Source organism: Stenotrophomonas maltophilia, from assembly GCF_004920835.1.
In the GTDB taxonomy this organism is placed as follows: Bacteria; Pseudomonadota; Gammaproteobacteria; order Xanthomonadales; family Xanthomonadaceae; genus Stenotrophomonas; species Stenotrophomonas maltophilia_AQ.
This window is the reverse complement of sequence record NZ_QFHO01000042.1, coordinates 15,381-29,774: the sequence shown is the minus strand read 5'-3', so window position 1 is coordinate 29,774 and position 14,394 is coordinate 15,381. Positions and strand designations below refer to the sequence as shown.

9 protein-coding genes are annotated in these 14,394 nt (G+C 67.7%); 7 read left to right on the top strand and 2 right to left on the bottom strand.

All coding sequences use genetic code 11. The annotated features are described in order from the left end of the window. Nucleotides 1–272: 272 nt before the first annotated feature. The gene (locus tag DI041_RS19940; protein ID WP_136639838.1) at nt 273–1,157 is read right to left on the bottom strand and encodes an energy transducer TonB family protein; all 885 of its coding nucleotides are present in this window, start codon (nt 1,155–1,157) and stop codon (nt 273–275) included. Beyond that, a complete protein-coding gene (gshB, locus tag DI041_RS19935; RefSeq protein WP_012511876.1) occupies nt 1,157–2,104 on the bottom strand; it encodes a glutathione synthase in 948 nt (315 codons plus the stop codon). The genes DI041_RS19940 and gshB overlap by 1 nt, the downstream gene beginning before the upstream one ends. A 237-nt stretch (nt 2,105–2,341) precedes the next feature. On the opposite strand from gshB, the gene pilG reads away from it, so the two are divergent. From pilG to DI041_RS19900, 7 genes are all read left to right on the top strand, one after another. Further along, nucleotides 2,342–2,743 carry a twitching motility response regulator PilG gene (pilG, locus tag DI041_RS19930; RefSeq protein ID WP_005418455.1) on the top strand — a complete coding sequence of 134 codons (402 nt, stop codon included), beginning with the start codon at nt 2,342–2,344 and terminating at the stop codon, nt 2,741–2,743. An 18-nt stretch (nt 2,744–2,761) separates the two neighbouring features. Continuing rightward, the gene (locus tag DI041_RS19925; RefSeq protein ID WP_006385332.1) at nt 2,762–3,124 is read left to right on the top strand and encodes a response regulator transcription factor; all 363 of its coding nucleotides are present in this window, start codon (nt 2,762–2,764) and stop codon (nt 3,122–3,124) included. After that, nucleotides 3,124–3,654 (top strand): chemotaxis protein CheW, encoded by a 531-nt coding sequence (locus DI041_RS19920; RefSeq protein ID WP_006385330.1) that lies wholly within the window; start codon nt 3,124–3,126, stop codon nt 3,652–3,654. The genes DI041_RS19925 and DI041_RS19920 overlap by 1 nt, the downstream gene beginning before the upstream one ends. Nucleotides 3,655–3,695: 41 nt before the next feature. Further along, complete coding sequence (locus DI041_RS19915) at nt 3,696–5,732, top strand: methyl-accepting chemotaxis protein (protein ID WP_136639837.1); 2,037 nt, start codon at nt 3,696–3,698, stop codon at nt 5,730–5,732. A gap of 100 nt (nt 5,733–5,832) precedes the next feature. Then, nucleotides 5,833–12,513 (top strand): Hpt domain-containing protein, encoded by a 6,681-nt coding sequence (locus tag DI041_RS19910; protein WP_136639836.1) that lies wholly within the window; start codon nt 5,833–5,835, stop codon nt 12,511–12,513. Further along, a complete protein-coding gene (locus DI041_RS19905) occupies nt 12,500–13,831 on the top strand; it encodes a chemotaxis protein CheB (RefSeq protein WP_136639835.1) in 1,332 nt (443 codons plus the stop codon). Before DI041_RS19910 ends, DI041_RS19905 begins: the two co-directional genes overlap by 14 nt. Then, a complete protein-coding gene (locus tag DI041_RS19900; RefSeq protein ID WP_046983706.1) occupies nt 13,828–14,292 on the top strand; it encodes a chemotaxis protein CheW in 465 nt (154 codons plus the stop codon). The genes DI041_RS19905 and DI041_RS19900 overlap by 4 nt, the downstream gene beginning before the upstream one ends. The last annotated feature ends 102 nt before the right edge of the window (nt 14,293–14,394 follow it).

Sequence of the window (14,394 nt, the reverse complement as noted above, 5' to 3'; positions counted from 1 at the left end):
CATGCGGCTCACGCCCCTGCGCAGCCCACCCGCCCGGCCACGGATAGTTCCCGTGTGCGGCCGCCACGGAAAATCAAAAAAGAAAATCAAAGTCAAAAGCGGGTCGCTTCGCTCGCATCCACGCATGGCGTGGATCTACCGTGTCGACCAAGGTCGACACCTACCAACAGCGATGATGCCCCGCCAAGCCCAGCATCCTGACCGCTGCTGTTGCCGTTGATGTTGACGTTGCTTCCAGCGGGTCCCGGGCCGCAGGCCTGGGCAACAAACCCCTACCGATCGTCGCGCAGGGCGCCGCCCGGCAGGAACACCCACGTACGCGTGACCTGCAGGATGTCGATCTCGTCCTCGGTCTTCGGCAGCGGCGGGAACGGCTGTGCCAGCTGCACCACCCGCAGCGCTGCCTCATCCAGCAATGGCGTCCCGCTCGAACGCAGGACGCGGCTGCTTTCCACGCTGCCATCGCGGCGAACGCCAACGCTGATCACCACCTGGCCGCCCAGCCGGCGCTGCCGCGCCTCGTCCGGATAGTTCAGGTTGCCCACCTGCTCGGCGCGGTCGACCCACGCGCGAAGGTAATTGGCATAGGCATATTCGTGCGTACTGGCGGAGACGAATTTGCGGTTCGGGCGCTTGGCGTATTGCGCAGAACGCAGGTGCACTTCCGCTGCCAGGCGCGCCATTTCCGCATCACGCTGTTCGCGCGCGGTCATCGGTGCATCCGGCGTCGGCTCCAGCGGGGTGGGGCGGGATTGCGCCTGTACCACCGTGTCCTCGCCATTGCGGCTGCTGACCACCCGCGCCTGCGGCGGTGGCACGGGCGCGGCCGATTGCTGCTGTTGCGGCACAGGGCTCAACCCGGATTGGGCCTGCGGCACGATGCCGGCCTGGTTGTCGCGCGGGCGCTGTGCGCGGTCGTGTTCGCCGCCGCCCTCCTGGCTGGCCGCGGCAAGGAAATCGGCCTGCTTGGGCGTGAGTGCGGTGCGGGTCTGGCTGAAGATCACTTCCAGCGTCGGCACCAGCGGCGCATCGCCCTTCACGGCAAAGCCCACGCCCAGGATCAGCAGGGCGTGGACCAGCACCGACAGCGCGATGGTCGCCCCCAGCCGTTGCGCTTCGCGCGGGGGCGGGGGCAGAACGGCAGGTGCGGGGGGCATCAGCGCAGGCCGGCCTCGAGCGCGTCGAACAGGGTGCCGGCGATGTTCAGGCCGTACTGCGCGTCGAGTTCGCGTACGCAGGTCGGGCTGGTCACATTGACCTCGGTCAGGTAATCGCCGATCACGTCCAGGCCGACGAAACGCATGCCACGACGCTTCATCTCCGGGCCGACCTGCGCGGCGATCCAACGGTCGCGCTCGCTCAGCGGGCGGCCTTCGCCGCGGCCGCCAGCGGCCAGGTTGCCGCGGAACTCATCCCCCTGCGGGATGCGCGCCAGGCAGTAGTCCACCGGCTCGCCATCGACCAGCAGGATGCGCTTGTCGCCGGCGGTGATGTCAGGGATGAACTTCTGCGCCAGCGCCATCCTGTGGCCACCGTCGGTCAGCGTTTCCAGGATCACGTTCAGGTTCGGATCGCCCTGGCCGCTGCGGAAGATCGAGCGGCCGCCCATGCCGTCCAGCGGCTTCAGCACGGCCTGGCCGTGTTCCAGGGCAAACGCCTTCAGCGCCTTGGCGTCGCGGCTGACCAGGGTCGGCGGGCAGCACTGCGGGAACAGCAGGGCGGCCAGCTTCTCGTTGTAGTCGCGCAGGCCCTGCGGGTTGTTGACGACGCAGGCGCCAGCAGCTGCAGCCACGTCCAGCACCTGGGTGTCGTAGATGTACTCGGCGTCGACCGGCGGGTCCTTGCGCATCAGTACGATCTGGCCCGGGCCGAATTCGGTACGGCTGAACGCGCCCAGCTCGTACCAGCCGGCCGGGTCGTCGCGCACCTGCAGCGGCGCGGTCTGGGCAACCGCCACGCCGCCTTCCAGCGCCAGGCCGCCCGGGCGCACGTAGTGCAGGGCATGGCCGCGTCGCTGGGCTTCCAGCAGCATGGCGAAGGTGGTGTCCTTGGCGATCTTGATGTGGGCGATGGGGTCCATCACCACGATGACGTTCAACGGCATGGTCGCACCTGTCAGGCAAGACGTTGATGGTAGCGGCAACGCCGGCCGCGCGCCTCCCCGCCGTACTGCAACGCAGCGTCCGTCCGGCGGCGCAGTCATTGCGAAACCGGTCACGTTCAGCAGGGCGTCGCGCCCCGCGTGGTGGGCTGGCCTTGAAGCGGGCGCGGGAAGTGCGATATAGATACGCTTTCGTAGCGGCCCCCGCCAGAGATCGGGCCGTGCGCTTGGGGATAGGCAATGACTGAAAACACGACTGCGGGCGGGGAACTCGCAGGACTCCGGGTGATGGTCATCGATGATTCGAAGACCATCCGCAGGACTGCGGAAACGCTGCTCAAGCGCGAAGGCTGCGAGGTGGTCACGGCCACCGACGGTTTCGAAGCGCTTGCCAAGATCGCAGACCAGCAACCGCAGATCATCTTCGTCGACATCATGATGCCGCGCCTGGATGGCTACCAGACCTGTGCGCTGATCAAGGGAAACCAGCTGTTCAAGGCGACCCCGGTCATCATGCTGTCGTCCAAGGATGGGCTGTTCGACAAGGCGCGGGGGCGCATTGTCGGCTCGGAGCAATACCTGACCAAGCCCTTTACACGTGAAGAACTGCTGGGTGCCATCCGCACATACGTCAACGCCTGACCAGGGGGGAAAGGCACAATGGCTCGTATCGTCCTGATCGAGGATTCACCGACCGACCGCGCGGTGTTCACCCAGTGGCTGCGCCGTGCCGGCCACGAAGTGCTGGAAGCGGACAACGCCGAGGATGGACTGCAGCTGGTCCGCGACCAATCGCCGCAACTGGTGCTGATGGACGTGGTGCTGCCCGGCATGAGCGGTTTCCAGGCGACCCGGGCGATGGCCCGCGACGCCGCGATCAAGCACATCCCGGTGATCATCGTCAGCACCAAGGCGATGGAAACCGACAAGGCCTGGGGCCTGCGCCAGGGCGCGGCCGATTACATCGTCAAGCCGCCGCGCGAGGATGAACTGATCGCGCGGATCAATGAACTGGTGGCCTGATGCGCTCGCCCTTCGACATTCTTGAAGCCTACGAACGGCGCAGCCTGGCCCACGCGGTGCAGCTGCCCGAACGGCAGTTCGCCCAGGACCTGTGGCGCGGCGTGGGCTATCGCGTCGGCCAGCGCCGGCTGGTGTCCGATTTCCGCGAAGTGGTGGAAATCGTGCCGATGCCGCCGGTGACCCCGGTGCCGTGCGCGCAACCGTGGTTGCTGGGCGTAGGCAATCTGCGCGGCAACCTGTTCCCGGTGGTCGACCTGAAGTATTTCCTGGAAGGCACGCGCACCGTGCAGCAGGAAGGCCAACGCGTGCTGATCATGCGCCAGGCCGGCGGCGACGTCGCGCTGACCATCGATGAATTGTTCGGCCAGCGCAGCTTTGAACTGGCCCAGCAGATCGAGGCCGGTGCACTGGCTGATGGGCGTTATGGCCATTTTGTTGACCGCGCCTTCCATGCCGACGGCCAGGACTGGGGCGTGTTCTCGCTCTCGCTGCTGTCGCGCACCCCTGAATTCCGGCAAGCCGCGGCCTGAGGCCGGGCGTTGCCCCCTGCATTGAAGAACGAGGTTGAACGATGAGTACTGCTTCGGACGCCACCAAGACCGGCAAGCTGCGGCTGGGCGGCAGCAACCTCTGGCTGTTCCTGTTGCTGGCATCGATGATCCTGTTCGGTGTCAACACCGGCGTCGCCACCTGGCAGGGCAGCCGCCTGGCCGATGCAGGCTCCAAGGCCGCCGACCTGCAGGTACTGTCGCAGCAGCTGGCCAACCAGGGCCGTGATGCGGTGGGCGGCAACGCGCAGGCGTTCACCGCCTTCAAGGCTACCCGCAACGCGATCGAACAGAACGTATCGACCCTGCAGGGGCGCTACGGCAAGGAGCCGGGCGTGTCCGGCGCGATCTCCACGCTGGGTGAAACCTGGGCGCCGCTGGGCAAGCAGGCCGGGCAGCTGGTCGCCAGTGAGCCGGCGGTGCTGGCCCTGGCCGGCAACGCCAACAACTTCAGCGGCGCGGTACCGGGCCTGCAGGCCCAGCTGAATGAACTGGTGCGTGCGATGTCCGCCTCCGGCGCGCCGTCGGCGCAGGTGTACAGCGCGCTGCAGCAGGTGGTGGTGGCCGGTTCGATGGCCCGCCGCGTGACCGAAATGCGGGCCGGTGGCAATGGTGCGGCTACTGCGGGCGATGCGCTGGCACGTGACATCACTGTGTTCTCGCAGGTGCTCGATGGCCTGCGCAATGGCAACGAGGAACTGGGCATCACCGCCGTGCGTGGCGCTGCCGCCGTCGCTGCGCTGGAGCAGTCCCAGCAGAAGTGGGAAGCGATGAAGCAGGACGCCGATGCGATCCTGGCCAGCTCGCGCCAGCTGTTCGCCGCACAGTCCGCCGCCACTGCGCTGGGGCAGGGCTCGGCACACATGCTGGACGACAGCCGCAAGCTGTTCGAAGCGTTCTCCTCATTCGGCTCGGTGTCCGATACCCGCCTGTTCCCCAATTTCTGGATCGGCGTGGTGTCCGGTGCGCTGTCGCTGATCGCGATCATCGGCTTCGTCTCCACCAACGTGCGCAGCCGCTCGCGCGAGCAGGAACTGCGCTACCAGACCCAGGTGGAGTTCAACAGCCGCAACCAGCAGGCGATCATGCGGCTGCTGGACGAAATCTCCTCGCTCGGTGAGGGCGACCTGACGGTGAAGGCCTCGGTGACCGAGGACATGACCGGCGCCATCGCCGACGCAATCAATTACGCGGTCGACGAGCTGCGCCACCTGGTGACCACCATCAACGACACCTCGGCCAAGGTTGCGCTGTCGACCCAGGAAACGCAGGCCACCGCGATGCAGCTGGCCGAAGCGGCCGGCCACCAGGCCAACCAGATCACCTCGGCATCGGACCGCATCGGCGAAATCGCGGCGAGCATCGAGCAGGTGTCGCGCAACTCGGCCGAATCGGCCGACGTGGCACAGCGCTCGGTGGTGATCGCTGCCGAGGGTGCCGGCGTGGTCCGCGAGACCATCCAGGGCATGGACCAGATCCGTGACCAGATCCAGGAAACCTCCAAGCGCATCAAGCGCCTGGGTGAATCCTCGCAGGAGATCGGTTCGATCGTGGAACTGATCAACGACATCTCCGAGCAGACCAACATCCTGGCGCTGAATGCGGCCGTGCAGGCGGCCTCTGCAGGTGAAGCCGGCCGCGGTTTTGCCGTGGTGGCCGACGAAGTGCAGCGCCTGGCAGAACGCACTTCGGGTGCGACCCGACGCATCGAAAACCTGGTGCAGGCGATTCAGGCCGATACCAACGAAGCGGTCACCTCGATGGAACAGACCACCGCCGAAGTGGTGTCCGGTGCGCGCCTGGCCGAAGACGCCGGCACCGCATTGACCGAGATCGAGCGCGTGTCCAACGCGCTCAACACCCTCATCAAGAACATCTCCATCGCCGCCCAGCAGCAGTCGTCGGCGGCGTCGGACATCACCCGCACGATGGGCGTGATCCGCCAGATCACCGGCCAGACCTCGCAGGGTGCCGGACAGACCGCCGAATCGATCGGCCACCTCGCGCAGCTGGCGGCCGACCTGCGTCGTTCGGTCGCCGACTTCAAGCTGCCGGCGTGACGCGGGCAGGGCGGCGAGCAAGGAACCAGTCGATGAAGCATTTCCATTCCCCAAGCCAGAACTCGCGCGGCCAACGCGCGGCGGCGAACGGAGCGCGTCCATGAGCAGTCTGCGCGATGCGATGAGCCACGCAGCGCTGGGCTGGGTCAAGCCGGAGCTGGACGAGACCCTGCGCCAGGTGCGCAACGAGGTCGAGTACTACGCGGAAGATCCCAGCGATGCCAGCCGCATGCGGATCTGCGCGGGCTACCTGCACCAGGTGCAGGGCACCCTGCGCATGGTCGAGCTGTATGCCCCGGCGATGGTGGCCGAGGAGCTGGAACAGCTGGCCAATGCCATCGGTATGGGCCGTGTGGCCGATCGTGATGAGTCCTGTGCAACCCTGATGCGCGGCAGCGTGCTGCTGCCCGATTACCTGGAGCGCCTGCAGAACGGTCATCGCGATATTCCGATCGTGCTGATGCCGCTGCTCAACGAAATCCGTTCCGCGCGTGGCGAAGAAGGCGTGCATGACAGCGTGCTGCTGGCATTCGCGCCGGACAGCGTCAGCGCCACAGAGGCCGAGCTGGACCATGCCCGTGGCAGCGTGAGCGGGCGCAATCGCGAGCTGCTGGATACGGTGGGCAGTGCGGTGAAGGAAGAACTGCTGCGCATCAAGGATGCGCTCGACCTGCACCTGCGTACCGGTGGTGCGCCGGAACAGCTGCAGACCCAGGCCAACGAGCTCGGCGCGGTGGCCGATACGCTGGGCATGATGGGCCTGGGCGTGGCCCGTGGCGTGGTCGTGCAGCAGCGCGATGCGCTGCGTGGGGTAGTCGAGGGTCGCCAGCAGATCGACGAGAACCTGCTGTTGGATATCGCTGGCGCACTGCTGTACGTGGACGCGTCGCTGGACGACCAGGTCGCCCATCTGGGCGCCGGCGGCAGTGGCGAAGATGACCCGAGCGCGGTCGAGAACCGGCGCACGGTGGAGGTGCTGGCGCATGAGGCCATCGCCAACTTCGCGGCGGCCCGTGAGCATTTCGTCGCCTTCATCGAAACCAGCTGGAACCACGCCGAGCTGCAGGACGTTCCGCGCCTGCTGGGTGATGTCTCCGGTGCGCTGCGCATGCTCGACCTGGGCACCGCCGCCGACTACCTGCGCGGCGTACAGCAGTACATCGAAGCCGAGCTGATCGGTCGCCAGCGCGTGCCCAGTGGTCGCCAGCTGGATACCCTGGCCGATGCCATGGCCAGCCTCGAGTATTACCTGGAGGCGCTGCGCGACCGTCGCCCCGGCCGCGAGGACATTCTCGAGATCACCCGCAGCAGCCTGGAAGCGCTGCGCTACTGGCCGCTGCCGGACCGCAATGCAGCGGCGCCTGCCGCAGGCGAGCCGGTGGTGTTCGCATCGCTGCTGGTCGAGCGCGAGCAAGTCGCGGTGGAGCCCGGCTCGCTGCAGCCGGAACCGATCGAGATCCCGGTGCAGCCGGCCGCGCCCGCCGCTGGCAACGTGCCGGTGCCGCTGCCGGACTTCACCTTCGATCCGACGCCGATGGCGCCGCAGGAAGTTGCCGACAACAGCCTGATGTTTGGCGAGCTGGGCTCTGCAGCAGTCACGGCTGCGGTCAACGTCGGCAGCGCCGGCGCGACGCCCTTGTCGCTTCATGACGGGGAGGATGCACCGCTGGTGTTCGCGGCCTCCAGTGCACCGGCACCCGAGGTTCCGCAGTGGGACCTGGCGCCGTTCCATCCGGATGCCGATCCGCTGGCGGCCGCCGATGACGAACGCAGCCCGACCTTCGCCAGCTTCGATCCGGTCGGCTTCGAACAGGCCGATGCCGGGCAGTTCGCTGCGCCGCAGTGGGCGTGGTCCGGGGCGCCGTCGCATGACCTGGCTGATGCCACGACGCTGACCGCTGATGACGGTGGCGATGTCGCGGTATCGATCGACACCGGTTTCGATGCTGCGCCGGTGTTCGACCCGGTCGCAGCCGAGCACGAGCCCGGGGCCTTGCCGGCCGATGATGTGGTGTTCCGCTTCGATGCCGATGCGCTGGACAATGCCGACGACGTGCTTTCGCTGCACGCGATGGAGACATTGTCGCTGGACGACGATGCCGACCCGCTGCCGTCGCTGGAGATTGTCGATGCCGGCCTGCCGATCCCGGCTGCCGACAGCCTGGATGCCGCCGATGGTGATGCCGTTGCCGATGACGTGCCGGCCTTGCGTGCCGATGACACGGTCGCTGCGGCGGAGTCACCGGCTCCTGCGGTGTCGGTGATCGACATCGATACCATCGCGCCAATCGATTTCAGCGAGGCCGATGCGCAGTTCTTCGCTGAACTGAGCGCAGCCGCCGCCGATTTCAATCCGCAGGCGGCAGCCACTCCCGCCGCTGCGGAAACGCCGGTCGTGGTCGCTGCCGACGCCGGCTTCGAGGCCGGCTTCGATGACGACGCGGAGAACATCGACGAGGACATCCGCGAGGTGTTCCTGGAAGAGTTCGACGACGAACTGGCCAACCTCGGTACGTTGCTGCCGGCATGGCGTATGCAACTGGACAACATGGACCGGTTGCGGCCGATTCGGCGCATCTTCCACACCCTGAAGGGCAGTGGTCGCCTGGTCGGTGCGCGCACGCTGGGTGAATTCGCGTGGAAGATCGAGGGCATGCTCAATCGCGTGCTGGACGGTAGCCGCGCGGCCTCGCCGGCGGTGCTGGCGATGGTCGACAACGCCCACGCCGCGCTGCCACAGCTGAACGCGGCGCTGCGCAACGGCCAGCGGATCAGTGTCGACCTGCAGGCGATGCAGGCCATCGCCGACCGCGTTGGCGCCGGCGAGGAAACCTTCTACGTACCTCTGCCGGTCGCCGCTGCACCGGCAGTGCCGCAGCCTGCGGCCGAAGGCGAAGACGAGATCAGCCGCATCCTTGAGGCTGAAGCGGTCGCATCGACGCAGGCCGACGCTGGCACGGTGGTTGAAGCGGACGGCACGCCGGCCAACATCGACAGCGTGCTGCGCGAGATCCTCGAGGCCGAGGTGGAAGTCCACCAGGCGACCCTGCAGGACTGGCTGCGCTCGGCGCAGCAGGCACCGCAGCCGGTCAGCGATGCACTGCTGCGCGCGGTGCACACCATGAACGGTGCCTTCGCGATGACCGAGGTGCCGGAGATCACCGCCGTCACCGGCGGCGCTGAGTCCTACATCAAGCGTGCACTGGCCGCGGACGTGGTGCCAGGTGAAGAAGGCCTGGCCGCACTGGATGCGACCGCGCAGGCGATCACTGCGACCATGGACGCGCTGCAGGCCGAACAGCCGCGCATCGCATCGCAGGACGCGCTGGTGCAGCGTTTGCAGGCGCTCGCCGGCGAGCTGCCGGAAGCACGCTGGCCGATGGCCGGGCTGGAGGACGACGACGATGACCTCGCGCTGGACACCGAATTGGAGCCCCGGGCCGAGGCACCGCAGCTGGCGCTGGCCGCAGAAGATGACGCCGAAGTGCCGGCAGCTCTCGAAGCGCCACCCGCGCAGGTGCTGGAACCGGTTCCGGACGATGTAGAAACGGCGGCGGCCCTCGACACCGCCGACAGCGGGCTGGACGTTGCGGAGCTGACCGCCAGCGACGATCTTTCGCGCTACTTCGATGCGGGATGGCCGTCGGTGCCGGGCGAAGGTGAGCCCGCCGTGGTCGCACAGGAAGGACTTGAATCGGTCCAGGTGGACGCGACCGCGCCACTCCCTGCCGCGGAGGAAGCGGACGCGGAACCGGCATCGTCCCTGGCCGACGGCGCTGATCTGACCGTGGCAGATGATCTGTCGCCGTACCTCGATGCCAGCGCGCTGCCGGTCGATGACCGCGACGCGGATGAACTGCCTGCGGCTGCAGAAGATGACGTAATCGACCTGAATACGCTGCAGTCCTCCGATCTGGACGCCGCCGACGGCAACGGCTTCGATGATGCTGCTGCACTGCCACTCGACAGCGAGCTGTCGAGCCTGCAGGATGAAATGGCTGCGCCGGGTTTTGCAGAACCGGTCACGCTGGCAGCCGCGCTCGAGGCCGGCCTGCACGTGATCGACGAAGAGCAGACCTTGGACGACGACGGGCAATGGCCCGTGCTCGGCCTCCAGGCCAGCGAACTCGCGCCGGGCGAGGCGGAAGCCTTTGCCGAGGATGCGGACGTCGGCGGGGAGGCGGCGGTCGGTGAAGGAGAGAGCGCCGATCAGCCGTCCCCGGCGACGGTGAATGAGGAGACCACTGCAGAAGCACCGCAGGCCACCGATGAGCCGGTGCGCTTCTTCGAACTCGAAGATGCACCGGGTCAAGGGACGTTGCATGCCGAAGCCGCCGAAGTCGCCGAAGTCGCCGAAGCCAGCTCCCCGGCCATCGACGCAATGCCGGCCGCTGCAGCCGAAGAAGAAGCCGAAGACAGTGCAGACACACTCGACTTCAGCGTGTACGACCGCGAGCTGGTCGACATCTTCGTCGAGGAAGGCAAGGACCTGCTCGATCACTGCGATGGCCTGATCAGCGAACTGCGCGATGCACCACAGGACCGCGAGGCGCTGTCCGGCCTGCAGCGCGACCTGCACACCCTCAAGGGTGGCGCACGCATGGCCGGCATCAATGCCATCGGCGACCTTGGTCACAGCATCGAATCGCTGCTGGAAGCTGTCGCCGCAGGCCGCACCGAGATCGAGCGCCGCGATGTGCAGCTGCTGGAGCGTGGCTTCGACCGCCTGCACCAGCTGCTGACCCGCACCGGTGATCATCGCGTGGTGGAACCGGCGCAGGACCTGGTAGATGCGTTCGAAGTGCGTACCACCACCGATATTGCAGCGGCAGCGGCAACCAACGTGGCGAGCGTCGCAGAAACCGCTTCGGCACCGGTCGCCAGTCCGGCTCCGGCACTGCTCGATGCGCCGTTGTCGGCACCGTTGCCGGCCGAAGGCGTGGTCGACGAAGATCCGCTGGCGCGTCCGCAGCAGGAACAGGTGCGCGTGCGCGCCGACCTGCTCGACCGCCTGGTCAACCACGCCGGTGAAGTGGCGATCTACCGCTCGCGGCTGGAGCAGCAGCTGGGTGCTTTCCGAGGCGCGATGGGCGAACTGGAGCGCACCAATGCGCGTCTTCGCGATCAGCTGCGCCGCCTCGATCTGGAAACCGAGGCGCAGATCGTCGCCCGCTACCAGCGCGAGCAGGACCAGGCCGACCAGAAGTTCGACCCGCTGGAGCTGGACCGCTTCTCCACTCTGCAGCAGCTCAGCCGCGCGTTGAACGAATCGGCGGCCGACCTTGGCGGCCTGCAGGGCGTGCTCGACGATCTGTCACGCCAGTACGATTCGCTGCTGCAGCAGCAGTCGCGCGTTAGTTCGGAACTTCAGGACGGTCTGATGCGCGCGCGCATGGTGCCGTTCGATGGCCTGGTGCCGCGCCTGCGCCGTGTGGTCCGCCAGGCCGGCATGGATACCGGCAAGCAGGTCCATCTGACCCTGGAAGGTACCCACGGCGAACTCGATCGCAACGTGCTCGACCGCATGGTCGCGCCGCTGGAACACATGCTGCGCAATTCCGTGGCCCATGGCCTGGAGGCGCCGGAGCAGCGCCGCGCCGCCGGCAAGCCGGAGGAGGGCGAGATCGCCATCCGCCTGCACCGCGAAGGCTCGGAAATCGTGCTGGACGTGGCCGATGACGGCGCTGGCCTGGACCGCGAAGCGATCCGCCGCCGTGCCCTCGACCGTGGCCTGCTGGCTGCCGATGCGCAGCCGAGCGAGCAGGAGCTGGACAACCTGATCTTCGCTTCCGGTTTCACCACTGCCGACCAGGTCAGCCAGTTGGCTGGCCGCGGCGTGGGCATGGACGTGGTGCGCAACGAAGTGCGCCAGCTGGGCGGCTCGGTCGACATCCAGTCGGTGCGTGGCCAGGGCGTGCGCTTCACCCTTCGCCTGCCGCAGACACTGGCGGTCACCCAGGCAGTGTTCGTGCAGATCGGCGAAACCACTTTCGCGGTACCGGTGGCCTCGGTCAGTGGTATCGGCCGCCTGTCGCGTGAGCGTTTCGAAGCCGCCGACAGCAGCTACCGCTACAGCGGCGAAGACTACCCGCTGTACGATCTCGGCAGCCTGGTCGGACAGGCCCCGGCGCGTGCCGATGGCCAGCACCAGGTGCCGTTGCTGCTGGTCCGCGCCGGCGACCTGCGCGCCGCCGTGGCGATCGACCAGGTACTGGGCAACCGCGAAATCGTGGTCAAGCCGGTCGGCCTGCAGATCGCCTCGGTGCCCGGTATCTACGGTGCCACCATTACCGGCGATGGCCGCGTGGTGGTGATCCTGGACGTGGCGCCGCTGGTGCGCCGCTTCCTCGCCAATCCGACGCTGCCGGTACTGGCCAATGCGCCACGGCAGGAGCGCCAGGTGCCGCTGGTGATGGTGGTCGACGACTCGCTGACCATGCGCAAGGTCACCGGCCGCATCCTCGAGCGCCACAACTTCGAGGTCAGCGTCGCCCGCGATGGCGTGGAAGCGCTGGAGCGCCTGGAAGAGCGCGTGCCGGACCTGATGCTGTTGGATATCGAGATGCCGCGCATGGATGGCTACGAGCTGGCCACCGCGATGCGTGCCGACCCGCGCTACAAGGACGTGCCGATCGTGATGATCACTTCGCGCAGTGGTGACAAGCACCGCCAGCGCGCCTTCGAGATCGGTGTCCAGCGTTACCTGGGCAAGCCGTACCAGGAACTGGACCTGATGCGTAACGTGTACGACCTGCTGGGGATCGCCCGTGTCCGTGAGTGAAACCCAAGCGGCTCCGGCCGTGGCCCTGCTGGCCCGCCCCGGCGCGGCGCGTGAGCGCCTGCGTGAGGCGTTGTCGCACGCCGATGTGCAGCTGGTGCTGGAAGACGACCCGAACAGCCTGGAGCCGCAGGTCCTGCAGCAGGCGCGGCCGCAGTTCGTGGTGATTGCTCTGGAGGCGGCCATCGAGGACGCGCTGGAACGGCTGGACGCCGTGCTGTCCGCACCGGGCCTGACCCTGGTGTTCGACGAGGCCGAACTGGCCGCGCGCCGCGATGGCTGGGAAGCCCAGCGCTGGGGCCGACATCTGGCTGCGAAGCTGCACGGCCACCAGCAGGTGTTGCCGCCGGGTGCCGAGGATGAACCCAGCCTGCAGCTGGAGCCGGGCCATCCGGCACCGCCGCCCGCGCCACGTGAAGAAGCACTTCAGCCGCACCTGGACCAGGCGTTGAGCTGGGCCGACGACGTCCCGGCCGACGGCCTGTATTCGCCCCCGGCTCACCTGCATGAACCGATCGCGCTGGAGCAGGCACTGGCCGCGCTGCAGCCGGTCGTGCCGGAGCCACTGGAGGCACCGCCGTTGCCGCCAGCGATGGCAGAGCCTGCCGCAGCCGCACCGCCGGTGTCCTTCGACCACACCGCGTGGTCGCTGGTCGATGACGTGGTGGATGCACCGGCTGCCGTCGGCATCGCTGCGGTCGAGGCGGCACCTCCCTCGTTCGATACCGATCACCTGAGCCTGGTCGATCTGGACGCTGCAGCGCCGGTTGGCGCGCAGGCCGGATCCCTGCTGGTGCTGGCCGGCATTGGCGGCCCGGATGCGCTGCGACGCCTGCTCGGTGCGCTGCCGGCGTCGCTGGCCGTGCCGGTGCTGGTGCACATGCGCCTGGATGGTGGCCGTTACGGCAACCTGGTCAAGCAGATGGCACGGGTGTCGCCGTTGCCGGTGCAGCTGGCCGAAGCCGGCCAACGTGCGGCAGCGGGCGAAGTGCATGTGCTGGCCGATGACATCGGCGTGCAGGTGGCCGCTGATGGCCTGCATTTCATCAGCGACGCACAGGGCATTTCGATTGCCGCGCTACCGGCGGAACACACGGCACTGGTGCTGCTCAGCGGGGCCGACCTGGGCCACGTCGGACCGGCGCTGGACCTGGCTGCCGCCGGCGCCTGGGTGGCCGGGCAGGTGGGCGAGGGCTGCTATGACCCGGCCGCAGCCACCGCTGTGGTTGCCGCCGGCATGGTGGCGGGGGAGCCGCAGGAACTGGCACAGGCGATTGCCGCACGCTGGGGCGTGGATGACGACAACGGAGAGGCACCATGAGCTACGCCAGCAATGACGAGATCCGCGGCGTCCTGATCCAGGCAGGCAACGCGCGCGTATTGCTGCCCAATGCCACCGTGGCTGAAATGATGTCGCGCGTGCCGGTGCAGCCGGTCTCCGATGCGCCCCGCTGGCTGGTCGGCGAGATCGGCTGGCATGGCTGGCAGGTGCCGCTGGTGTCGTTCGCACGTCTTTCGGGACTGGGCGAAGAAGCCGTGGGCGGCCACAACAAAGTGGTGGTGCTGAAGGCCCTCAGCGGCAACGCGCAGCGTCCGTACTACGCGCTGCTGACGCAGAACTTCCCGCAGCTGATCTCGGTGCCGCGCGACGGCCTGCTGGCCGATGCCTCGGAGGAAACCCTGCCGGACATCGTGCACATGCGCGTGCTGCTGGGCGAGCAGAGCGCGCTGCTGCCGAACCTGGACGCGCTGGAAGCCGCGCTGGATTCGCTGGCCGTTTGATCGGGAATCCGCCGGGCATTTCGAATTCCTGGTAGTGCCGGCCGCTGGCCGGCAACCTCATGATCCGGTGGATGCCGGCCAGCGGCCGCCACTACCACGAAT